Origin of the sequence: Leclercia sp. J807 (assembly GCF_009734465.1) — a bacterium.
Lineage (GTDB): Bacteria > Pseudomonadota > Gammaproteobacteria > Enterobacterales > Enterobacteriaceae > Enterobacter.
Map to the genome: position 1 here is coordinate 3555686 of NZ_CP046446.1, position 22044 is coordinate 3577729.

General features: G+C 55.3%; 25 protein-coding genes, 1 other RNA gene and 1 other annotated feature (1 of these 27 running past the window's edge). Of the genes, 11 read left to right on the top strand and 15 right to left on the bottom strand.

Features of this window, described 5'->3' with window-relative positions:
- Nucleotides 1–44, top strand: a sequence feature (Phe leader region) (it extends 82 nt beyond the left edge of the window).
- A 29-nt stretch (nt 45–73) separates the two neighbouring features.
- Nucleotides 74–1234: a bifunctional chorismate mutase/prephenate dehydratase gene (gene pheA / locus GNG26_RS16880; protein WP_103180776.1), complete on the top strand. Its 1161-nt coding sequence runs from the start codon at nt 74–76 to the stop codon at nt 1232–1234.
- On the opposite strand, the gene GNG26_RS16885 is transcribed toward pheA, so the two are convergent.
- From GNG26_RS16885 to aroF, 3 genes are read right to left on the bottom strand one after another with little or no spacing between them, the layout of a single operon-like run.
- Nucleotides 1231–2103, bottom strand: a complete 873-nt coding sequence (locus GNG26_RS16885; protein WP_156239615.1) for an SMP-30/gluconolactonase/LRE family protein — start codon at nt 2101–2103, stop codon at nt 1231–1233. The two genes, pheA and GNG26_RS16885, sit on opposite strands and share 4 nt — an antisense overlap.
- Nucleotides 2104–2163: 60 nt before the next feature.
- Nucleotides 2164–3285 (bottom strand): bifunctional chorismate mutase/prephenate dehydrogenase, encoded by a 1122-nt coding sequence (gene tyrA, locus GNG26_RS16890; RefSeq protein WP_156239616.1) that lies wholly within the window; start codon nt 3283–3285, stop codon nt 2164–2166.
- 10 nt (nt 3286–3295) lie between these two features.
- Nucleotides 3296–4366, bottom strand: coding sequence for a 3-deoxy-7-phosphoheptulonate synthase AroF (gene aroF / locus GNG26_RS16895; RefSeq protein WP_156239617.1), 1071 nt, complete (start codon nt 4364–4366; stop codon nt 3296–3298).
- Between the two features lie 214 nt (nt 4367–4580).
- Here aroF and GNG26_RS16900 point away from each other — a divergent pair, with 214 nt between their 5' ends.
- From GNG26_RS16900 to dgcN, 3 genes are all read left to right on the top strand, one after another.
- Nucleotides 4581–4955 (top strand): DUF2799 domain-containing protein, encoded by a 375-nt coding sequence (locus GNG26_RS16900; protein WP_156239618.1) that lies wholly within the window; start codon nt 4581–4583, stop codon nt 4953–4955.
- A 199-nt stretch (nt 4956–5154) separates the two neighbouring features.
- Nucleotides 5155–5640 carry a YfiR family protein gene (locus GNG26_RS16905; protein WP_114314189.1) on the top strand — a complete coding sequence of 162 codons (486 nt, stop codon included), beginning with the start codon at nt 5155–5157 and terminating at the stop codon, nt 5638–5640.
- Complete coding sequence (dgcN, locus tag GNG26_RS16910) at nt 5633–6853, top strand: diguanylate cyclase DgcN (RefSeq protein ID WP_103822528.1); 1221 nt, start codon at nt 5633–5635, stop codon at nt 6851–6853. Before GNG26_RS16905 ends, dgcN begins: the two co-directional genes overlap by 8 nt.
- On the opposite strand, the gene GNG26_RS16915 is transcribed toward dgcN, so the two are convergent.
- The 7 genes from GNG26_RS16915 to ffh all read right to left on the bottom strand — a co-directional run bounded on the left by GNG26_RS16915 (nt 6837) and on the right by ffh (nt 12381).
- On the bottom strand, nt 6837–8204 hold the full coding sequence (locus GNG26_RS16915) for a PepSY domain-containing protein (protein WP_156239619.1): 1368 nt from the start codon (nt 8202–8204) through the stop codon (nt 6837–6839). The genes dgcN and GNG26_RS16915 overlap by 17 nt on opposite strands.
- 52 nt (nt 8205–8256) lie before the next feature.
- Nucleotides 8257–8652 (bottom strand): DUF2946 domain-containing protein, encoded by a 396-nt coding sequence (locus GNG26_RS16920; protein ID WP_255410157.1) that lies wholly within the window; start codon nt 8650–8652, stop codon nt 8257–8259.
- 130 nt (nt 8653–8782) lie between these two features.
- Nucleotides 8783–9130 carry a 50S ribosomal protein L19 gene (gene rplS, locus GNG26_RS16925; protein WP_002914145.1) on the bottom strand — a complete coding sequence of 116 codons (348 nt, stop codon included), beginning with the start codon at nt 9128–9130 and terminating at the stop codon, nt 8783–8785.
- 41 nt (nt 9131–9171) lie between these two features.
- Complete coding sequence (trmD, locus tag GNG26_RS16930; RefSeq protein ID WP_103822530.1) at nt 9172–9939, bottom strand: tRNA (guanosine(37)-N1)-methyltransferase TrmD; 768 nt, start codon at nt 9937–9939, stop codon at nt 9172–9174.
- 30 nt (nt 9940–9969) lie between these two features.
- Nucleotides 9970–10509 carry a ribosome maturation factor RimM gene (gene rimM / locus GNG26_RS16935; RefSeq protein ID WP_301564410.1) on the bottom strand — a complete coding sequence of 180 codons (540 nt, stop codon included), beginning with the start codon at nt 10507–10509 and terminating at the stop codon, nt 9970–9972.
- 15 nt (nt 10510–10524) lie between these two features.
- Complete coding sequence (gene rpsP, locus GNG26_RS16940) at nt 10525–10773, bottom strand: 30S ribosomal protein S16 (protein WP_003863133.1); 249 nt, start codon at nt 10771–10773, stop codon at nt 10525–10527.
- Between the two features lie 246 nt (nt 10774–11019).
- Nucleotides 11020–12381: a signal recognition particle protein gene (gene ffh / locus GNG26_RS16945; RefSeq protein ID WP_103180786.1), complete on the bottom strand. Its 1362-nt coding sequence runs from the start codon at nt 12379–12381 to the stop codon at nt 11020–11022.
- Between the two features lie 166 nt (nt 12382–12547).
- On the opposite strand from ffh, the gene GNG26_RS16950 reads away from it, so the two are divergent.
- Both GNG26_RS16950 and GNG26_RS16955 read left to right on the top strand, forming a co-directional pair.
- A complete protein-coding gene (locus GNG26_RS16950; RefSeq protein ID WP_103180787.1) occupies nt 12548–13339 on the top strand; it encodes an inner membrane protein YpjD in 792 nt (263 codons plus the stop codon).
- An 18-nt stretch (nt 13340–13357) separates the two neighbouring features.
- Entirely contained in the window at nt 13358–14644 is a 1287-nt protein-coding gene (locus tag GNG26_RS16955) for an HlyC/CorC family transporter (RefSeq protein ID WP_103822532.1), read from the top strand.
- A gap of 53 nt (nt 14645–14697) precedes the next feature.
- Here the strand turns inward: GNG26_RS16955 and grpE are convergent, their stop codons facing one another.
- Nucleotides 14698–15291, bottom strand: a complete 594-nt coding sequence (grpE, locus tag GNG26_RS16960) for a nucleotide exchange factor GrpE (RefSeq protein ID WP_156239620.1) — start codon at nt 15289–15291, stop codon at nt 14698–14700.
- 121 nt (nt 15292–15412) lie between these two features.
- Between grpE and nadK the strand changes: the two genes are divergently transcribed.
- The 3 genes from nadK (at nt 15413) to bamE (ending at nt 18531) form a co-directional block, all read left to right on the top strand.
- Nucleotides 15413–16291, top strand: coding sequence for an NAD(+) kinase (gene nadK, locus GNG26_RS16965; protein ID WP_103822534.1), 879 nt, complete (start codon nt 15413–15415; stop codon nt 16289–16291).
- An 85-nt stretch (nt 16292–16376) separates the two neighbouring features.
- Nucleotides 16377–18038 (top strand): DNA repair protein RecN, encoded by a 1662-nt coding sequence (gene recN, locus GNG26_RS16970; protein ID WP_156239621.1) that lies wholly within the window; start codon nt 16377–16379, stop codon nt 18036–18038.
- A gap of 151 nt (nt 18039–18189) precedes the next feature.
- Nucleotides 18190–18531 carry an outer membrane protein assembly factor BamE gene (bamE, locus tag GNG26_RS16975; protein ID WP_103822536.1) on the top strand — a complete coding sequence of 114 codons (342 nt, stop codon included), beginning with the start codon at nt 18190–18192 and terminating at the stop codon, nt 18529–18531.
- A 95-nt stretch (nt 18532–18626) separates the two neighbouring features.
- On the opposite strand, the gene GNG26_RS16980 is transcribed toward bamE, so the two are convergent.
- Both GNG26_RS16980 and GNG26_RS16985 read right to left on the bottom strand, forming a co-directional pair.
- Complete coding sequence (locus GNG26_RS16980; RefSeq protein WP_168194457.1) at nt 18627–18914, bottom strand: RnfH family protein; 288 nt, start codon at nt 18912–18914, stop codon at nt 18627–18629.
- The gene (locus GNG26_RS16985) at nt 18904–19341 is read right to left on the bottom strand and encodes a type II toxin-antitoxin system RatA family toxin (protein ID WP_197080107.1); all 438 of its coding nucleotides are present in this window, start codon (nt 19339–19341) and stop codon (nt 18904–18906) included. Before GNG26_RS16985 ends, GNG26_RS16980 begins: the two co-directional genes overlap by 11 nt.
- 156 nt (nt 19342–19497) lie before the next feature.
- Here GNG26_RS16985 and smpB point away from each other — a divergent pair, with 156 nt between their 5' ends.
- Complete coding sequence (smpB, locus tag GNG26_RS16990) at nt 19498–19980, top strand: SsrA-binding protein SmpB (RefSeq protein WP_103180795.1); 483 nt, start codon at nt 19498–19500, stop codon at nt 19978–19980.
- Between the two features lie 90 nt (nt 19981–20070).
- Nucleotides 20071–20434, top strand: a transfer-messenger RNA (tmRNA) gene (gene ssrA, locus GNG26_RS16995).
- A gap of 126 nt (nt 20435–20560) precedes the next feature.
- Here ssrA and GNG26_RS17000 read toward each other — a convergent pair.
- On the bottom strand, nt 20561–20851 hold the full coding sequence (locus GNG26_RS17000) for a putative quinol monooxygenase (protein WP_168194696.1): 291 nt from the start codon (nt 20849–20851) through the stop codon (nt 20561–20563).
- 16 nt (nt 20852–20867) lie between these two features.
- Nucleotides 20868–21869: a zinc-binding alcohol dehydrogenase family protein gene (locus tag GNG26_RS17005; protein WP_103822590.1), complete on the bottom strand. Its 1002-nt coding sequence runs from the start codon at nt 21867–21869 to the stop codon at nt 20868–20870.
- Nucleotides 21870–22044: the final 175 nt, after the last annotated feature.

Below are 22044 nucleotides of genomic sequence, written 5' to 3' on the forward strand. Positions count from 1 at the left end.
GAAGACGAACAATAAGGCCTCCCACACCGGGGGGCCTTTTTTATTAATAACGATAAATGACAAAGGCAACGCTATGACACCGGAAAACCCGTTACTGGATCTGCGAGATAAGATCAGCGCTCTGGATGAAAAATTGCTTTCACTGTTGGCCGAACGCCGTGCGCTGGCCGTTGAGGTTGGAAAAGCAAAGCTGGCGTCACACCGTCCGGTACGTGATATCGATCGGGAGCGCGACCTGCTGGAACGCCTGATTAATCTTGGTAAAACGCACCATCTCGACGCGCACTACATCACCCGCCTGTTCCAGCTGATTATTGAAGATTCCGTCCTCACCCAGCAGGCATTACTGCAACAGCATCTGAACAAGACCAACCCGCACTCGGCGCGTATTGCCTTCCTTGGACCAAAAGGCTCCTATTCCCACCTCGCTGCACGTCAGTATGCTGCCCGTCACTTCGAAGAGTTTATTGAGAGCGGCTGCGCGAAGTTCGCCGATATTTTCAATCAGGTAGAAACCGGTCAGGCAGATTACGCTGTCGTGCCGATTGAGAACACCAGTTCCGGTGCAATCAACGACGTTTACGATCTGCTCCAGCACACCACCCTGTCGCTGGTCGGGGAGATGACAATCCCGATTGATCACTGCGTACTGGTTTCCGGAACGACTGACCTCGACAAAATCGAGACGGTCTATAGCCATCCACAACCTTTCCAGCAGTGCAGCCAGTTCCTGAACCGCTATCCGGGCTGGAAAATTGAATATACCGAAAGCACGTCAGCCGCGATGGAGAAGGTCGCACAGGCCAACTCCCCCACCGTTGCCGCACTCGGCAGCGAAGCGGGCGGTGCGCTGTATGGCTTACAGGTGCTGGAGCGCAACCTGGCCAACCAGACGCAAAACATCACCCGTTTCATCGTGCTGGCGCGTAAAGCGATCAACGTCTCCGATCAGGTGCCGGCCAAAACCACCCTGCTGATGGCGACGGGCCAGCAGGCTGGTGCGCTGGTAGAAGCCCTGCTGGTGCTGCGCAATCACAATCTGATTATGACCAAACTGGAATCGCGCCCGATTCATGGCAACCCGTGGGAAGAGATGTTCTATCTCGATATCCAGGCCAACCTGGAATCTGCATCCCTGCAGAAAGCCCTGCGTGAACTGGGTGAGATCACCCGGTCCATGAAGGTGCTGGGATGCTATCCGAGCGAAAACGTGGTCCCGGTCGATCCGGCTTAACGCGTAATAAATGGTCCTTTTTTTACCCCTGCCACGCTGACGGGCAGGGTGAAAATGGCGCCGGACAGAGGATATGCCGCCACCTCCTGCGCGTCCATGTTCTCGCGGGTGGTGGTGATAAACAGCGTCTGCATATCATCGCCACCGAAACAGACCATCGTCGGGCAGCGCACCGGCAACCGGTACTCTTCCAGCTGTTCGCCCTGCGGTGAAAAACGGGCGATCCGCCAGCCGTCAAACAGCGCGCTCCAGTAACACCCTTCCACATCCACCGCCGCGCCGTCCGGGATCCCCTCCCCCGGCTGGAACCGGCGAAAGACCTCCCGTTTACCCGGCTCACCCTGCTCATCCAGCGGCGTACGGTAGATCACCGCATTGGGCGTGTCTGAGGTGTACATCCAGCGCCGGTCATCGCTAAAGGCCAGCCCGTTATGACCGTGGATATCACACTGGATCACCTCCGGCGTCAGGTCGTTATCGATTCGCATCAGCAAGGCGCCGTTATAGTCCCCTGGCGCCCAGAATGTGCCCGCATAAAAACGGCCAAAATGATCGGTTCCCCCGTCATTAAAGCGTGCCAGCTGCGGGTTCGACGGGTTATCACAAACTTTTCGTTGTAGCAGCCCATGCTTATCCGCCAGCCAGATGCCCGTGCGCATGGCGACAATAAAACCCCCATCCTGACGCAGCGCGAAGCACCCCACCTCTTCATGGAAGGATAAAACGCTGTGTTCACCCGTCGGCAGATGGTAGCGGTGGATCTCGCCTTCCAGAATATCCGCCCAGTAGAGCGCGCTTTCTGCTGCGCTCCAGGTGGGACACTCTGGTAAGTGCCCCGTATAGTCAAACAAAACGCGTGGTTCAGCCATGACAGTTCCCCAAAATAAAAAAAGCCAGCAGTGCTGGCTTTCAGTATATACATCATCAGATTACTGGCGACTGTCATTCGCCTGTCTGAGCAAGATGCGGCTCTCGCTCTGGAAACGCTGGGCGTAATCGCCAAACCAGTGCTCGACCTTACGGAAGCTGTCGATAAACGCCTGCTTATTGCCCTGCTCCAGCAGCGTAATCGCCTCACCAAAACGCTGGTAGTAACGCTTGATCAGCGCCAGGTTATTGCCCGAGGACATAATGATATCCGCATAGAGCTGCGGATCCTGGGCAAATAGCCGTCCGACCATCGCCAGTTCAAGGCGATAGATAGGAGACGACAGCGACAGCAGCTGCTCAAGCTGAACGTTCTCTTCCGCCAGATGCAGGCCATACGCGAAGGTTGCGAAGTGGCGCAACGCCTGGATAAAGGCCATGTTCTGGTCATGCTCGACGGCACTGATCCGGTGCAGCCGCGCGCCCCATACCTGAATCTGCTCCAGGAACCACTGGTACGCTTCTGGCTGTCGGCCATCACAATAGACGACTACCTGCTTTGCCAGGCTGCCGCTGTCCGGGCCGAACATCGGGTGCAGCCCCAGCACCGGGCCACGGTGCGCGGCAAGCATCGCCTGCAATGGACCATTTTTTACCGAAGCCAGATCGACCAGAATACAGTCATCCGGCAGCGGTGGCAGTTGGGCAATAATCTCTTCGGTGATGTGGATCGGTACGCTGACAATGACCATGCCCGCATCGGCCACCATCGCCTGCGCCCGGGCCCAGTCCTCTTTTTCAAGGATACGTACCTGGTAGCCAGAAAGCGTGAGCATCTTTTCGAACAGACGCCCCATCTGCCCGCCACCACCGACAATGATCACCGGGCGCAGCGTCGGACAAAGGGTTTTAAACCCTTTGTCGTTTTCGCTGGAGTAAGACTCCCGCATCACCCGGCGCAGTACATCTTCAATCAGATCCGGCGAGACGCCCAGCGCCTGCGCCTCTTTGCGCCGGGAGGCCAGCATGGAGGCTTCGCGCTCCGGCACGTAAATCGGCAAACCGTATTTACTTTTTACTTCGCCAACTTCGGCGACCAGCGCCATACGGCGCGCCAGCAAATCCAGCAGCGCCTTATCTACCTCATCAATTTGATCGCGCAGGGCGGTCAATTCAGCAACCATAACAAACCTCTTAAGCCAGACGCGTCGCCAGCTGGCCGTTCAAATCTTTGTGGATCTCACGCAGCAGCGCATCGGTGGTTTCCCAGCTGATGCAGGCATCCGTAACAGATACCCCGTATTTCATGGCGCTGCGCGGCTGCTCAGATGACTGATTGCCTTCATGGATGTGGCTTTCAATCATCAGGCCAATAATCGAACGGTTGCCATCTTTGATCTGCGCGACGACGGATTCCGCCACCGCAGGCTGACGACGGTAATCTTTATTGGAATTACCATGACTGCAATCTACCATCAGCGCCGGGCGCAGTCCTGCCTGTTCCATCTCTTTTTCACACTGCGCCACATCTGCCGGGCTGTAGTTAGGCGCTTTGCCGCCGCGCAGGATGACGTGTCCGTCCGGGTTGCCCTGGGTCTGCAGCAGGCAAACCTGGCCCGCCTGGTTGATGCCGACAAAGCGGTGCGGCATGGCAGCGGCACGCATGGCGTTGATGGCTGTCGCCAGGCTGCCGTCGGTACCATTTTTGAAACCGACCGGCATGGAGAGGCCAGAGGCCATTTCACGGTGCGTCTGAGACTCGGTCGTACGCGCCCCGATTGCCGACCAGCTAAAGAGATCGCCCAGGTATTGCGGGCTGTTCGGATCCAGCGCTTCTGTCGCCAGCGGCAGCCCCATGTTTACCAGCTCCACCAGAAGATTACGCGCAATCTTCAGACCGGCTTCCACATCAAACGAGCCATCCATGTGCGGATCGTTAATCAACCCTTTCCAGCCGACGGTGGTACGAGGTTTTTCAAAATAGACGCGCATGACCAGGTAGAGGCTATCGCTGACCTCCTCGGCCAGGGCTTTAAAACGATGGGCATATTCGACGGCAGCTTCAGGATCATGAATAGAGCACGGACCACATACCACCAGCAGACGCGGATCGCGCCCGGCAATGATGTCGGAAATGGTCTTGCGAGAGTGCGCGATTTGCGCCTCTTGCTCAACGCTCAGCGGGAATTCCGCTTTCAGTTGATCCGGAGTAATCAAAACATGTTCATCAGTAATATGTACGTTATTCAGCGCGTCTTTTTGCATGATTGCGGTCCTGGAAGCTCGTTTGCGATAGTTGTTTCCTCACTGAGGAAGCCCAACGATATCACATCAAGTAAAGATTTCAATCCAAAATACGTAAATAATAGTTTACAACACCCCTTTTGAAGCAAAAAACATCTGATTAAGGTGTAACGTAAAAATTACAGAATAGATTCTTAACGCCAGGCTATGCTCAATGGAAAAAGGAGAATGCCTTATGCGCCTGACCGTGATCCCGCTTTTGGGTCTGCTATTAACCGCTTGTCAGATTGATCCTTACACCCATCAGCCTCACTGGACCGGCACCGACTGGTATGATGCGGGGAAAGAAGACGCGATGGACGGCGTGGCCGTAAAATCCCGTGAAACGCTTGCCGCTAATTTTAATGACCCTAAGGTGGACCGCCCGGCCTATCTCAAAGGATATAAAGAGGGACAGAAGAAAATATGCCAGGAAAATTTTGTTTACGCCTGGGGATTAGCCGGTCGAATATTCCCCGCCAGCTGTGATACCGCTGAAAACGCCACTCAGCTCCGCACCGCCTGGCAGCAGGGTATGGATGAAGGTACAAAAGCCAGCCGTTTGCATTAATAACCTCGATAGTTTCTTTTTAAATTAAGGAGCCAGGATTTTACTTAAGTCCCTTAATATCAGCGCGACGTAATGACGATCCGGGTAAAAAATGGTATTATTGCGGCAAAACTAAAGGGCTAATATTTCCAGAGTGGTATGGCGGATTCTGGTGGGTAACTATTTTCTCATATCCGGATGTCGGGTAGCGCTGCTGCTGATGCTGTTAATATCCTGCGGACACGCCATTGGCGGATCATTATCCAGAACGGATAAATCGGTACGTTCAATAGTCTCCGGGATCGTCAGTTATACCCGCTGGCCTACCCTCTCTGGCCAGCCAACCCTGTGCATTTTCGCCTCTTCCCGCTACGTTGAGGCGCTCAGTACCGATGGCCCGGACACGCTGCCCTATATCCCCGTCATTATCCATAGCGATCAAGAGGCACTGAGTGCAGGATGCCATGCGCTCTATTTTGGCAGTGAGCCTCCCCACGCCCAACTTGAATTAAGCACAGCATTTAATGCCAGACCGTTACTCCTCATTGCGGAGCAAAATTCGCAGTGTCTTACAGGCAGCGCTTTTTGCCTGATAATAGACGATAGACAGGTCAGATTTTCCGTCAATATGAATGTGCTGTCGCGCAGCGGAGTCCGGGTTAGTCCTGATGTGTTAATGCTTGCATGGAATACAAAGCATGAATAAGGAATTTACTTCAGCGCCGCGTCCAACTTTCAAAAGAACCCTCAGGCGCATCAGTATAATTAGTGTTCTCATTACCATGACGCTGGTCTGGTTATTATTGTCTATTGCTTCGGTATTCACGCTGAAACAGTACGCGCAACGAAACCTTGAATTAACCAGCGCCACGGTGAGTCGCAGCCTGGAGGCGACGCTGGTCTTTAATGATACCGCCGCCGCTCACGAAGCGCTGGCCACACTCGGCAAACAGGGGCAATTCTCGTCAGCAATATTGCTGGACCGCCACGATAACCCTTTTGCGGCGTGGTCAATGGAGCCAGACGTGCAGGCGGATCCCCTGAGTCAACTGGTCAGCCAGTGGTTATTCCCCCAGCCCATCAGACAGCGCGTCTGGCACAACAACCTGCCGATTGGTGAGTTACGCCTTACCGCACGTGACAGCCTGATTAGTCACTTTCTCTGGACGTCTCTGGCCGTGTTAACCGGCTGCATCCTGTTTGCCTCCCTTGTGGCGTTAGCGATCACCCGCACCCTGCACAATGGCGTGGTCACCGCCCTGCAAAACATTACCGAGGTAGTGCATGATGTCCGTACGAACCGGAATTTCTCCCGCCGGGTGCCAGAGGAACGTATTGATGAATTTCATCGTTTCGGTCAGGATTTCAACAGCCTGCTGGATGAAATGGAGGAGTGGCAGCGCAAGTTACAGGCGAAAAATGCCCAGCTGCTGCGCACTGCCATGCACGACCCGCTCACCGGGCTGGCGAATCGGGCCGCTTTTCGTACCCGCATCTCGGCCCTGATGAGTGACCCCTCCTCGCGGGCTAACACCGCCCTGCTCTTCCTGGATTGCGATGACTTCAAGCTGATTAACGATACCTGGGGGCACGCCGCGGGCGACGATGTGCTGATTGAAGTGGCCCGCCGCATGGTCGAATTCAGCGGCGGGCGTCATCAGCCCTATCGTCTGGGCGGGGATGAATTTGCCATCATTCTTTATGGCGTCCACTCGGAGTACGAGGTTCTGCGCCTTTGCGCTGCACTGACGCAGCAGTTCAGCCCGTCATATGACCTACAAAACGGACTCAGCACCAGAATGTCGCTCAGCATTGGCTTCGCGCTGAGCTGGCAACACCATTCCGTTGAAGCGTTGCTCGATCAAGCCGACCGGAATATGTATCTGGTGAAGCATCAGCGTCCTAGAAATTCTGCGTAGAAGACAACGCCGCTGATGCCGCGCGCCAGCGCAGCCAGTCAATGACGACGAACAGCGCCAGGCTGCATCCCATTACTGGCATCGCCAGCCCCAGTAAAAAGGCGATAGCGAAAGAGAGCACGCGGCCCCACAGCGGCAACGCCAGCCAGCTCTGACACAGCGTCTGCGCCGGATTGGTTGCCGTCTGACGGGGTCTTCGCACCCACCACATCCGGTATCCCCAGACAATCATCACACACAGCGCGAGGCCAAAAGCGATCAGCACCAGCTGGTTTGGCAGGCCAAACAGCACCCCCATATGGAAATCCACACCCCAGCGGGTCAGTTTGGCCATCAGCGGGAAATCCGCAAAGCGGGTCCGATCGATTACCGTCAGGGTCGCCGGGTCAACGGCCACCGCGTCCACCTGCGTCGGCCAGCCGCGATCGATCTCCGTTACCGTCCACGCCGTGGTAGCGCTCTTCGCCGGGCGGATCTCCAGCTTCGTGGCATCAATACCTGCTGCATTAGCCGCTTTCATTACGCCGTCATACAATGCCAGGTCGGGCTTCATCTGCGGCATGGGCATCGACATGTGGTGGCCATGATGATCGGCATGCGGATCGGCGACCTCCGCCGGACCGTGCAGCTGCGTATTCACCTGCGGCGTGAGCCAGTTCAGCTGCGCACGCAGTTTATCCACGTTGCCGCCCGCCCACTGTGACCAGGTCAGTCCGGTAGCCGAGAACAACAGCATCCCCAGCAGCAGACACCAGCCGAGGGAGACGTGCAGCCGACGGTGGTTCTGGAAGCGGTTATTGATGCGCCGTTTTGGGCGGGTATAGAACCACAGCGCGATCCCTCCCAGCGCAGCAATCCACATCCATGACGCGGCCAGCTCGCTGTAAATACGCCCCACATCGCCCAGCAGTAAGGATCGATGCAGATAATCAATCTTCTGGCGTAACGGCAGGATACCGCTGGTGCCATAGACGGTCATGTCGCCGCGCACCGCCAGGCTGACCGGGTCGATAAAGATGGCCCGGTTCTCCGAGGCGTTCAGCGCCGGGTCGGCATACATCACCCGGGTGGTCTCACCTGCGGCCAGGCCCGGCCGAACCGCATGCAGAGGTAGCTCTCCGCCGGTGACCTTTTCTGCGACCGCGATCTGTTCAGCAAGGGGACGCGCTTCTCCCTCGGTCTCGCTGAACAGGGCATGATGATAAAGCGCATTTTCCAGCTGCGGCGTAGCGACATAGAGCGTACCCGAGAGCGCAGCGATAAAGATAAACGGCCCGACAAACAGACCAATATAGAAGTGAAGACGACGCAGCAGGTTGCCCCAGGCTGCGCGCGATGTGCAGGTAGTCATGCTTCCCCTTTATCAGGCAATAGATTATCGGTACACCGGGGTGTACGTTTTTTTACATGGAATAAGCAGACAGGTGCGGCGGTGCGCGGGTATCGGGGCAGAGCCAGGGGAAGAAGTGCCAGTGGCGAACAGAGGGGCGCGGCGGCGTCAGGCGCTGCCTGAGTAATACCGCGCACAGCAGCATCACCAGCGCCAGAATCACACCCGGCACGTGGGCCAGCAGCACGCAGTAACCGCAGGCTTCGGCATGGTCGACAGGCATGCTTTCAGGCGGGGCATGGTGCTCCGCCATCATGCTCATGTCATGGTGCATGCCGGGCATCGCGCTCATGGGATCTTTTTGCAACGAGACAGAAACCAGCGGCGCAAAGACGATCATCAGGATCGCAAATAACGCGAGACCTGCCGCGATACGTTGCCATTTTGTCTGATGCTGTTGAGTCGTCACTTACCCTCCGTTAGAGCAGGGGCATTGTAAACGATTTATGACGAAGAAGTTAATGCACAAGGCACAGAGAGATAAAAAAAGGGCCGGCCATTCGGCCAGCCCTTTTTACAGGATGTCGCTTAAGCGAATCTTAGTTCAGACGCTCTTTAATACGAGCAGACTTACCAGTACGCTCACGCAGGTAGTACAGTTTAGCTTTACGTACAGCACCACGACGTTTAACAGCAATGCTGTCAACTACCGGAGAGTGAGTCTGGAAGACACGCTCAACGCCTTCGCCGTTGGAAATTTTACGAACAGTGAATGCAGAGTGCAGACCGCGGTTACGGATAGCGATAACCACGCCCTCAAATGCCTGCAGACGTTTTTTGGAACCTTCAACAACCCATACTTTCACTTCCACGGTATCACCCGGACGGAAGGAAGGTACGTCCTGCTTCATCTGCTCTTGTTCAAGTTGCTTAATAATGTTGCTCATAATTTAATCTCTTATCCTGGGTAAACTGATATTTGGGGGCCTCAGGCCATCCCATCATGTTTCTGCTGCTGGTGCGCATGTTCAGTTTTGAACTCGCCCAGCAACTTTGCTTGCTCTTCAGTCAGAGCCAGGTTTTCCAGAAGTTCAGGTCTTCTAAGCCAGGTACGGCCCAGCGACTGCTTCAGGCGCCAGCGACGAATCTCGGCATGGTTTCCCGACAGTAATACTGGCGGTACCTCCATTCCTTCTAACACTTCAGGACGGGTATAGTGTGGACAGTCCAGCAATCCATCAGCAAAAGAGTCTTCTGTTGCTGAAGCTTCATGGCCCAGAACCCCCGGAATAAACCGGGAAACCGAGTCAATCAGCGTCATTGCCGGTAACTCACCACCGCTGAGAACGTAATCGCCGATAGACCATTCTTCGTCAATCTCGGTTTGAATTACGCGCTCATCTATCCCTTCGTAGCGACCACACACCAGAATCAGTTTCTGATTCGTTGCCAGTTCGCTGACGCCCGCTTGATCAAGCTTGCGTCCCTGAGGTGACAGATAAATCACCTTTGCGCCTTCACCTGCCGCGGCTTTTGCTGCTGCGATGGCATCCCGCAAGGGTTGAACCATCATGAGCATCCCCGGTCCGCCGCCGTAAGGACGATCGTCCACGGTACGGTGCCGGTCATGCGTGAAGTCACGTGGACTCCAGCTCTCGATACTCAGCAGGCCATTTTTTACTGCCCGGCCAGTTACCCCGTAATCAGTAATCGCGCGGAACATTTCAGGAAACAGGCTAATAATGCCAATCCACATAGCGCCGTCTTTTACCGTTTTCAGGAGAATTTAAAAACCAGGATCCCAATCTACTTCGATAGTACGAGTAGCGAGATCGACTTTCTTGATAACCTGCCCATCGAGGAACGGAACCAGCCGCTCCTTGATACCAAACGCATCTTTCAGGTTTGCCTTAATGACGAGAACGTCATTGGATCCGGTTTCCATCATATCGATGACTTTCCCCAGACCGTAACCTTCAGTCGTGACTACCTGGCAACCCATAAGGTCTTTCCAGTAGTAGTCACCCTCTTCCAGCTGTGGCAACTGCGACGAATCGACGACAATTTCACAATTAGTCAGCGCATTCGCGGCATCACGATCGTCAACGCCTTTCAGCTTGATGATGATGTCCTGATTGTGGTGACGCCAGCTTTCCAGCTCGACCTCTTCCCACTTACCGGCCTTCTGGATAAACCAGGGCTGATAGTCAAAAATGCTTTCGGCGTCTTCGGTGGAGGAAAACACTCTGAGCCAACCACGGATACCGTAGCAAGAACCCATTTTGCCCAATACAATCGGTTCAACAGGTGCTTTTTTGCTCATCATGACCACCGTGACAGATTAAGCTGCTTTGTTTGCTGCTTTGATCAGCGTAGCAACGCGATCGGAAACAGTAGCGCCCTGGCCAACCCAGTGAGCGATACGATCCAGATCCAGACGGGTTTCTTCTTCTGCGCCAGCGGCCAGTGGGTTGAAGAAACCAACGCGCTCGATGAAGCGACCGTTGCGTGCATTACGGCTGTCGGTGACAACAACCTGGTAGAACGGACGCTTTTTCGCGCCGTGACGTGCTAAACGAATAGTTACCATAACATCCTCTTGTGTGAATAAAACACCGGGCCCCATCGAGGGAAGGAGCCCGGTGTCATATTAAAAGCCCGAAAATTTTACTGATTTCTGGGGAAAATGCAATCAACAGTTGATAATCCGCCGTAAAAGGCCGTCGGCGGTGCAGTCAGTTCGGTGCCGGCGTGCGCACAGCCACCGGAGCGTACACGCAGTACGTGAGGATGGCGAGCACACCCCGGTGCCGAAATGGCAAACAAGCCAGGCCTTTTAGCGGCCAGGGAATCCTGGGGGCATCATGCCCTTCATCCCGCGCATCATCTTGGCCATACCGCCCTTCTTCATCTTCTTCATCATGCGCTGCATGTCGTCGAACTGCTTCAGAAGACGGTTAACGTCCTGAACCTGCATCCCACAACCCGCCGCGATACGGCGTTTACGGGAGCCTTTGATGATTTCCGGCTTCGCGCGCTCTTTCAGCGTCATGGAGTTGATAATCGCCTCCATACGCACCAGGACCTTGTCGTCCATCTGCGCTTTTACGTTATCCGGAATTTGTCCCATGCCCGGCAGCTTGCCCATCAGGCTCGCCATACCGCCCATGTTTTTCATCTGGCGCAGCTGCTCCAGGAAGTCGGTCAGATCGAAGCCGTCGCCTTTTTTCAGCTTGGAGGCCAGCTTCTCGGCCTGGGCACGGTCAACCTTGCTCTCGATATCTTCGATCAGCGACAGCACGTCGCCCATGCCGAGGATACGGGAAGCAATACGGTCCGGGTGGAACGGCTCCAGCGCTTCGGTCTTTTCGCCGACGCCGAGGAACTTGATTGGCTTGCCGGTGATATGACGAATAGAGAGCGCCGCACCGCCGCGGGCGTCGCCGTCCACTTTGGTCAGCACCACGCCGGTTAACGGCAGCGCTTCGTTGAAGGCTTTTGCGGTATTGGCCGCATCCTGACCGGTCATGGCGTCAACGACAAACAGGGTTTCTACCGGATTGATCGCGGCATGCACCTGTTTGATTTCGTCCATCATCGCTTCGTCAACGTGCAGACGACCGGCGGTATCCACCAGCAGCACGTCAAAGAACTTCAGCTTCGCCTCTTTCAGCGCCGCGTTAACGATGTCGATCGGTTTCTGTCCGACATCGGACGGGAAGAACTCCACGCCAACCTGTTCGGCCAGGGTTTCCAGCTGTTTGATCGCCGCCGGGCGATAAACGTCGGCAGAGACGACCAGCACTTTCTTCTTGTGCTTCTCGCGCAGGAACTTACCCAGCTTACCGACGCTGGTGGTTTTACCCGCCCCCTGCAGACCTGCCATCAGCACCACTGCGGGGGGTTGCGCCGCCAGGTTCAGGCTCTGGTTCTCTTCGCCCATCGCCGCAACCAGTTCGTTACGCACGATTTTGACGAACTCCTGACCCGGGGTCAGGCTCTTATTCACTTCATGACCAACCGCTTTTTCTTTTACACGGTTGATGAAATCACGGACGACAGGCAGCGCGACGTCTGCTTCGAGCAGCGCCATACGCACTTCGCGCAGCGTCTCTTTAATATTGTCTTCGGTAAGGCGTCCACGGCCGCTGATGTTGCGCAGCGTGCGCGACAAACGATCGGTTAAATTATCAAACATTGTCTCTCGCCTGGGGTAGAAACGTTAGGTCGCTGGCGCGACACGTACACAGAATTTTGCCGGAGTATAACATGAAGCCGCCTTTGTTGTTATGCAACGGTTGGAGCACGCCTCACGTAACGTTATACTGCATCTCTTTCTTATCAGGACAACTGTCGACACCTATATGCCTGTTTTCGCTTTGATCGCCCTCGTCGCGTACTCTGTCAGCCTTGCGCTGATCATTCCTGGCCTGTTACAAAAAAACAGTGGCTGGCGGCGAATGGCTATTTTGTCGGCGGTCATCGCGTTGATAAGCCACGCTTTTGCGCTCGAAGCGCGCATTTTGCCGGGCGACGGTAGCGGGCAGAACCTGAGCCTGCTTAATGTCGGCTCGCTGGTCAGCCTGATGATCTGTACGGTGATGACTATCGTGGCGTCGAAAAACCGCGGCTGGCTGCTGCTGCCCATTGTCTACGCCTTTGCGCTGATCAATCTGGCCTTTGCCACCTTCATGCCGAACGAGTTTATTACTCACCTTGAGACCACCCCGGGCATGATGGTGCATATTGGCCTGTCGCTGTTCTCTTATGCCACGCTGATTATTGCCGCGCTGTACGCGCTGCAGCTGGCCTGGATTGACTACCAGCTCAAAAATAAAAAGCTGGTCTTCAGCAACGAGATGCCGCCGCTGATGACCATTGAGCGTAAGATGTTCCACATCACTCAGGTTGGCGTAGTATTGCTGACGCTCACCCTGAGCACTGGCCTGTTTTATATGCACAATCTCTTCAGCATGGAGAATATCGACAAGGCCGTGCTCTCCATCATCGCGTGGTTTGTCTATATTGTCCTGTTATGGGGCCATTATCATGAAGGCTGGCGCGGTCGCCGCGTGGTCTGGTTCAACGTGGCGGGTGCAGGCCTCCTGACCCTTGCCTATTTTGGTAGCCGCGTCATCCAGCAATTTGCCGGCTAAGTAACAAAGGAGTTCCCCCTGGAACACATCTCCACTACCACGCTGATCGTTACCCTGATCGTCATGGTGGTTATCTCCGCCTATTTCTCCGGCTCGGAGACCGGCATGATGACGCTCAACCGCTACCGGTTACGTCATCGCGCCAAACAGGGTAACCGTGCCGCTCGCCGTGTAGAAAAACTGCTGCGTAAGCCAGATCGCCTGATAAGCCTGGTGCTTATCGGCAATAACCTGGTCAACATTCTCGCCTCCGCACTGGGCACCATTGTCGGCATGCGTCTCTACGGCAACGCCGGGGTCGCTATCGCCACCGGGGTGCTGACCTTTGTGGTGCTGGTCTTTGCTGAAGTGTTACCGAAGACCATCGCAGCCCTCTATCCCGAGAAGGTCGCCTATCCCAGCAGCTTCCTGCTGGCGCCGTTACTAATTCTGATGATGCCGCTGGTCTGGCTGTTGAACGGCGTGACGCGCGTGCTGATGCGGATGGTGGGCATTAAAGCGGATGTGGCAATCAGCAGTGCGCTGAGCAAAGATGAATTGCGCACCATCGTGCATGAATCGCGCTCGCAAATTTCCCGCCGTAATCAGGATATGCTGCTGTCGGTGCTGGATCTGGAGAAGGTGAGCGTGGACGACATCATGGTGCCGCGCAATGAGATCGTCGGTATCGACATTAACGACGACTGGAAAGCGATTGTCCGCCAGCTGACCCACTCCCCGCACGGCCGCATCGTGCTGTACCGTGATTCGCTGGACGATACCATCAGCATGCTGCGCGTGCGTGAAGCATATCGTCTGATGACCGAGAAAAAAGAGTTCACTAAAGAGGTGATGCTGCGCGCGGCAGATGAGATTTACTACATCCCGGAAGGCACACCGCTCAGCACCCAGCTGATTAAATTCCAGCGCAATAAAAAGAAAGTGGGTCTGGTGGTCGATGAATATGGCGACATTCAGGGCCTGGTGACGGTAGAAGATATTCTGGAGGAGATTGTCGGCGACTTCACCACCTCCATGTCCCCTACTCTTGCCGAAGAGGTTACGCCGCAAAACGATGGCTCGGTGCTGATTGACGGCAGCGCGAACGTCCGTGAACTCAATAAAGCCTTTAACTGGCAGATGCCGGAAGAGGAAGCCCGAACCATCAACGGTATGATTCTGGAAGCGCTGGAGGAGATCCCGGCAGCGGGCACGCGGGTGCGGATTGGTCAGTACGATATTGATATCCTGGATGTGCAGGACAATATGATTAAGCAGGTCAAAGTCGTGCCGGTCAAACCGCTGAGGGAGAGCGTCGCGGAGTAACATGTTGTAGGCCGGGTGAGGCGACGCCACCACCCGGCACTACGGGAGGCGTATTACGCCTTTGCTTTCGCCACGGAGACCATCGCCGCGCGAATGGTACGACCGTTCAGGGTATAGCCTTTCTGCATCACCATCAGCACGTTGCCGGCAGCCACGTCCTCAGATTCCACCATCGCAATGGCCTGATGCACGTTCGGATCCATCGGTACGTTGGTATCGGCAACCACTTCCACACCGAACTTCTTCACCACGTCGAGCATGGATTTCAGCGTCAGCTCAATCCCTTCAACCATCGGTGCCATATCCGGGTTCGCTTTATCCGCTACTTCCAGCGCGCGATCCAGGCTGTCGATAACCGGCAGCAGTTCGTTGACAAATTCTTCCAGCGCAAATTTATGCGCTTTTTCAACGTCCAGCTCGGTACGGCGACGCAGGTTTTCCATTTCTGCTTTGATACGCAGGATGCCATCGCGCTCGCGGTTCTGGGCTTCAGCTAACTGCGCTTCCAGATTCGCAATTTTTTCATCGCGCGGATCCACCTGCTCAGCACCAGCCTCAGCCTCTACAGCCTCAACCTCTTCGTGCTGCTCCGTGATAATTTCTTCCGGGGCTTGCCCCTCAGGCGTTTTCTGTTCTTTACTACTCATGAATTTCTCCGCGTTTTTCTGCATTCAACTCGCTAACTTCGCTTATTATGGGGATCAGTTTCCGGGATTCAAGGGAACAAGCCACATTGTCATCATTCATTCGCACAAGGACCTTCAGAAAATGAGCAACCATTTCAAGTGTATTGGAATTGTCGGTCATCCACGTCACCCTACTGCGTTGACGACACATGAAATGCTCTATCGCTGGCTGTGCGCCAAAAATTATGACGTGATTGTGGAACAGCAAATTGCTCAGGAGCTGCAGTTAACAAACGTTAAAACCGGCACGCTGGCGGAAATCGGACAGCAGGCCGACCTGGCCGTGGTGGTCGGTGGCGACGGCAATATGCTGGGCGCCGCCCGTACCCTCGCCCGTTACGATATTAAAGTCATTGGCATCAACCGTGGCAACCTGGGCTTTTTGACCGACCTCGACCCGGATAATGCCCAGCAGCAGCTCGCCGACGTGCTGGAAGGCCACTACATCACTGAAAAACGCTTTTTACTGGAGGCGCAGGTCTGCCAGCAGGATTGCCAGAAGCGGATCAGTACCGCTATCAACGAAGTGGTGCTGCACCCAGGCAAAGTGGCGCATATGATTGAGTTTGAAGTCTATATCGACGAAATATTTGCCTTCTCGCAGCGCTCCGATGGGCTGATCATATCGACGCCGACCGGCTCGACAGCCTACTCACTCTCGGCGGGCGGCCCGATCCTGACGCCTTCGCTGGATGCCATCACCCTGGTACCGATGTTCCCGCATACCCTTTCAGCCCGCCCGCTGGTGATTAACAGCAGCAGCACCATCCGTCTGCGCTTTTCCCACCGCCGCAACGACCTGGAGATCAGCTGCGACAGCCAAATCGCACTGCCTATTCAGGAAGGTGAAGATGTGCTGATCCGCCGCTGCGATTATCACCTGAATCTTATTCACCCTAAAGATTACAGCTATTTCAACACATTAAGCTCCAAGCTCGGCTGGTCGAAAAAATTGTTCTGAAATAGCATCCAGCACTTTACTGTATAAAAAACCAGATTATACTGTACACAAACACAGTTATGGTTTTTCATACAGGAAAACGTTTATGCTGGCACAACTGACCATCAGCAACTTCGCCATCGTTCGTGAGCTCGAAATTGATTTCAACAGCGGTATGACGGCTATCACCGGGGAGACCGGGGCCGGTAAATCTATTGCGATTGACGCGCTGGGGCTCTGCCTTGGCGGTCGTGCTGATGGCAGCATGGTACGCGCCGGTGCCAGCCGCGCCGATCTGTGCGCCCGTTTTTCCCTCAAGGACACTCCCGCCGCGCTGCGCTGGCTTGAAGAAAACCAGCTTGAAGACGGACGTGAGTGCTTACTTCGCCGTGTTCTCAACAGTGATGGCCGCTCCCGTGGCTTTATCAACGGTACCGCGGTGCCGCTCTCCCAACTACGCGAGTTGGGCCAGCTGTTAATCCAGATCCACGGCCAGCATGCCCATCAGCAGCTTATCAAACCTGAACAGCAGAAATCGCTGCTCGACGGCTACGCCGGTGAGTCTGCGCTGATGCAGCTGATGGCTGCTCACTATCGTCAGTGGCATCAAAGCTGCCGCGAACTGGCGCTGCACCAACAGCAGAGCCAGGAACGCGCGGCCCGCGCCGAACTGCTGGCCTATCAGCTGAAAGAGTTAAACGAATTCAGCCCGCAGGCGGGAGAGTTTGAGCAGATTGACGAAGAGTACAAGCGCCTGGCCAACAGCGGCCAGCTGCTCTCCACCAGCCAGCAGGCGCTGAATTTGCTGGCCGATGGCGAAGATGTGAATCTGCAAAGCCAGCTGTATGCCGTACGCCAGCTCGTGACGGAACTGGCCGGTATGGACAGCAAAGTCTCTGGCATGCTCGATATGCTGGAAGAGGCGGCGATTCAGATCTCCGAAGCCAGCGACGAGCTGCGCCACTACTGCGAGCGACTGGATCTGGACCCTAACCGCCTGTTCGAGCTGGAACAGCGTATTTCGCGTCAGATCTCCCTTGCGCGCAAGCACCACATTTCACCTGAAGAGTTGCCCAATTTTCACCAGTCCCTGCTTGATGAGCAGAATCAGCTCGACGATCAGGCCGACTCGCTGGAGACCCTCTCTCTGGCCGTCAGCGTCCATCATAAGCAGGCTCTGGAAACGGCGACGCAGCTGCACAATGTCCGTCAGCGCTATGCTCAGGAGCTGAGCCAGCACATCACCGAGAGCATGCATCTGTTGTCGATGCCTCACGGCGTCTTCACCATTGATGTCAAGTTCGAAGCCAACCACCTGACGGCTGAAGGCGCAGACCGCATTGAATTCCGGGTCACCACCAACCCGGGGCAACCGCTGCAGCCTATCTCACGGGTCGCGTCGGGCGGTGAGCTGTCGCGTATTGCCCTGGCGATTCAGGTGATCACCGCGAAGAAAATGGAAACCCCGGCGCTGATCTTCGATGAAGTGGACGTTGGTATCAGCGGCCCGACCGCGGCGGTGGTCGGTAAACTGCTGCGTCAGCTTGGCGAGTCCACCCAGGTCATGTGTGTGACCCACCTGCCGCAGGTTGCCGGTTGCGGCCACCATCACTTCTTTGTCAGCAAAGAGACCGATGGCGAGATGACCGAAACGCACATGCAGCCGCTGGACAAGCGCGCCCGTCTGCAGGAGCTGGCCCGTCTGCTGGGCGGCAGCGAAGTCACCCGCAATACGCTGGCGAATGCGAAAGAACTGCTGGCTGCGTAAACTTTTTCGGTATCTCAGGGTCATACAGAACAATAAAAACGCCGACAGACCGGCCGCCAGAGGTTTTAATGTGGTGAAAGGTCTATTATCATCGGCATATTACATATGAGCCGTCGCGTATTGCCCGGGCCCGAAAAGGAATCAAATCACTATGCGCTGTAAAACGCTGACCGCTGCCGCAGCGGTTCTTCTGATGATGACCGCAGGCTGCTCCACGCTGGAAAAAGTGGTTTACCGCCCTGACATCAACCAGGGGAACTATCTCGCACCAAACGATGTGTCTAAAATTCGCGTCGGTATGACGCAACAGCAGGTCGCTTATGCCCTGGGCACACCGATGATGTCCGATCCATTCGGCACCAACACTTGGTTCTACGTCTTCCGCCAGCAACCGGGCCATGAAAACGTGTCGCAGCAGACCCTGACGCTGACTTTCAACAGCAGCGGCGTTCTGACCAATATCGACAACAAACCAGCACTCACCAACGAGTAAGGTTTCAGAAATCCAAAAGGTGCTCAATGAGCACCTTTTTTGTTTCTCTCGCTGCCTGTAGCCCCGGTAAGCGTAGCGCCGCCGGGTAAACCCGCTTATTTAGCCGCTTTCTCCGCACGCTGACGACGCAGCTCTTTTGGATCGGCAATCAGCGGACGGTAAATCTCGACCCGATCGCCATCTTTCAGGGTATCGGTTAGCTTCACCGGACGGCTGTAAATGCCAACTTTGTTTTTCGCCAGATCGATATCGCTTCGCAAGGTCAGCAGGCCAGAAGCATGGATCGCCTCTTCAACGGTCGCCCCCTCTTCCAGCGTAACGCGCTGCAGATACTGCTTTTCCGGCAACGCGTAAGCCACTTCCACCACGATCTCAGGCTGCACTGTAGACCTCTTTGGCGCGCACGGTGAACGCCTGAACCATATTGGCCGCCAGCTCTTTGAATATGCGGCCAAACGCCAGCTCAATCAGGGCGTTGGTAAACTCGAAGTCGAGATGGAATTCGATCCGGCAGGCATCGGCACTCAGCGGAACGAACTTCCATCCACCCATCAGTTTTTTGAAAGGACCATCCACCAGATGCATCAGAATACTCTGGTTATTGGTCAGCGTGTTACGGGTAGTGAACGTTTTGCTGATCCCGGCCTTGGAGACATCCACTGCCGCCGTCATTTGCGTCGGGCCTGACTCCAGCACGCGGCTCCCGGTGCACCCCGGGATAAACTGCGGATATGACTGTACGTCATTCACTAACTGGTACATCTGTTCCACACTGTAAGGGACAAGCGCAGTACGACTAATCTGAGGCATAACATTTTTCCTGATCAAACAACCAACAAATAATAACATTTATCACCTGTTAAAAAAACGCTGAGCCTTATCTCATGCTAATATAGCGCGTTAGACCTCACAGGACGCAATGAGGTGACTTTTTGACATCAGATTACCTACGGCTTTACGACACTTATGACGAAGAAAAAAGCACATAAACCTGGCTCGGCAACCATTGCGCTCAACAAGCGTGCCCGCCACGAGTATTTCATCGAAGAAGAATTCGAAGCTGGCCTTGCGCTGCAGGGCTGGGAAGTTAAATCGCTGCGCGCGGGTAAAGCCAACATCGGTGACAGCTACGTGATCTTTAAAGATGGCGAAGCCTTTCTGTTTGGCGCGAACTTTCAGCCGCTGACGGTCGCCTCTTCTCACTACGTTTGCGATCCGACCCGCACCCGTAAGCTGCTGCTGAACAAACGTGAGCTGGATTCGCTCTTCGGGCGTATCAACCGCGAAGGTTACACCGTGCTCGCCCTGTCGCTGTACTGGAAGAACGCCTGGTGCAAAGTGAAAATCGGCGTAGCAAAAGGTAAGAAGCAGCACGACAAGCGTAACGATGTGAAAGATCGCGAGTGGCAGGTCGATAAAGCGCGCATCATGAAGCACGCAGGCCGTTAATTTCCGGATACTTATTGAGCGATTCAATAAGTTAGCGTTCCGGGGTGGTAACCGGTCTGCAAATTCTGGTATACTTGCTGTAACACTATTGGGGCTGATTCTGGATTCGACGGGATTTGCGAAACCCAAGGTGCATGCCGAGGGGCGGTTTGCCTCGTAAAAAGCCGCAAAAAAATAGTCGCAAACGACGAAAACTACGCTTTAGCAGCTTAATAACCTGCTAAGAGCCCTCTCTCCCTAGCTTCCGCTCTTAAGACGGGGATCAAAGAGAGGTCAAACCCAAAAGAGATCGCGTGGAGGCCCTGCCTGGGGTTGAAGCGTTAAAACTAATCAGGCTAGTTTGTCAGTGGCGTGTCCGTCCGCAGCTGGCCAGCGAATGTAAAGACTGACTAAGCATGTAGTACCGAGGATGTAGAAATTTCGGACGCGGGTTCAACTCCCGCCAGCTCCACCAAAATTCTTTGTTGATGGTCACCAGAGCCTGATACAAAGTCCTGAAAGCCCGCAATGCGGGCTTTTTTGTTACTACTGTCCCTCTATTCCAGTACTCCAACCTTCCCTGCGTCCCTCAACAGAATCCTTAAGGCTCTACCGCCGTCAGGTAATCCAGCCGCAGCGGCTCCGCCAGCAATTCATCCATCTGCAGGATAAAAGCCTGGAAATGGGGCAGCGCAATGTGAGCCTCTAATGCCTCCTGGCCTCGCCAGGCTTCCCGGACGTAAAAACAGTCCGGCGTGTCGCGCAGCTGAAACAGCTGATACTCAACGTTGCCTGGCTCCTGACGGGTCGGCAGCAGCAGCGCCTGTAAGGCCGTCTTCAGCGCGTCACGTTTGCCGGGCTTCGCCTTCAGAACCGCTATAAGCGAGATGATGTCAGAGGAGGCCATCTCAGAACCCCTCCAGTACAATCTTCCCGACCGCACGCCCGGTCTCGAGCTGCGCATGGGCCTTCTGCACATTCGCCGCCGTAATCGCCCCGTAATGCTCACCCAGCGTCGTGGTAAGCACCTGCTCGTCAATGAGATTTGCCACGCGGGTCAGCAGCTGGTGCTGGGCAATCATATCGGCGGTTTCAAACATGGACCGTGTGAACATAAACTCCCAGTGCAGGGAGATGCTTTTTGCTTTCAGCGGACGGGCGTCCAGCGTATCGGGATCGTCGATCAGCGCCAGTTTGCCCTGCGGTGCTAGCGCCTTAATAATCTCATCATAGTGCGCTGCGGTATGGGTCAGGCTGGCGACATGAGTGACCTCTTTGATGCCCGCGGCGGCCAGTTCTTCCGACAGCGGTTTGCTATGATCGATAACGTGATGCGCCCCCGCTTCCCGCACCCACTGCTGGCTTTCCGGGCGTGACGCCGTACCTACTACAGTCATTTTTGTCAGCTTGCGCGCCAGCTGCACCAGAATCGACCCCACCCCGCCCGCCGCGCCGACAACCAGCAGCGTATCGCCTTCATTACCCTGCTCCTGAATGCCCAGGCGATCGAACAACATCTCCCACGCGGTGATGGCGGTTAACGGCATCGCGGCAGCGGAGGCGTTATCCAGGGTTTTGGGCTTCAGGGCGACAATGCGCTCGTCCACCAGCTGAAACTCGCTGTTGCTGCCAGGCCGTCCCAGCGCACCGGCATACCAGACTTCATCCCCGGGCGCGAAAAGTGTTACCGCCTCGCCCACCGCTGCCACCACGCCTACAGCATCCCAGCCGAGAACGCGCGGCGTATCGCCGGTAAAACCGGCGCGGACCTTGGTATCTACCGGGTTTACGGAGATAGCTTTCACTTCAATCAGCAGATCGTGTCCTGTCGCTTGCGGCTGCGGCAATTCGATATCCTGCAGGAACGCGATGTTGTCAGGGGCAGAACGGGTAATGGCAATGGCTTTCATAATCTCTCCGTCGTTTATCGTGTGTGTCGCAATAATGTGATGGTAAAGCGTAGCTATGGCGGGAAAAATAGCCTCGCGACGATAAGACTTGTACTCGGGAGATGAAAATGACCCGGCTTGAAGATGGGATACTGTCCGCGCGGGGCACGCCTGACAAGTCATGAAGATGACGCGT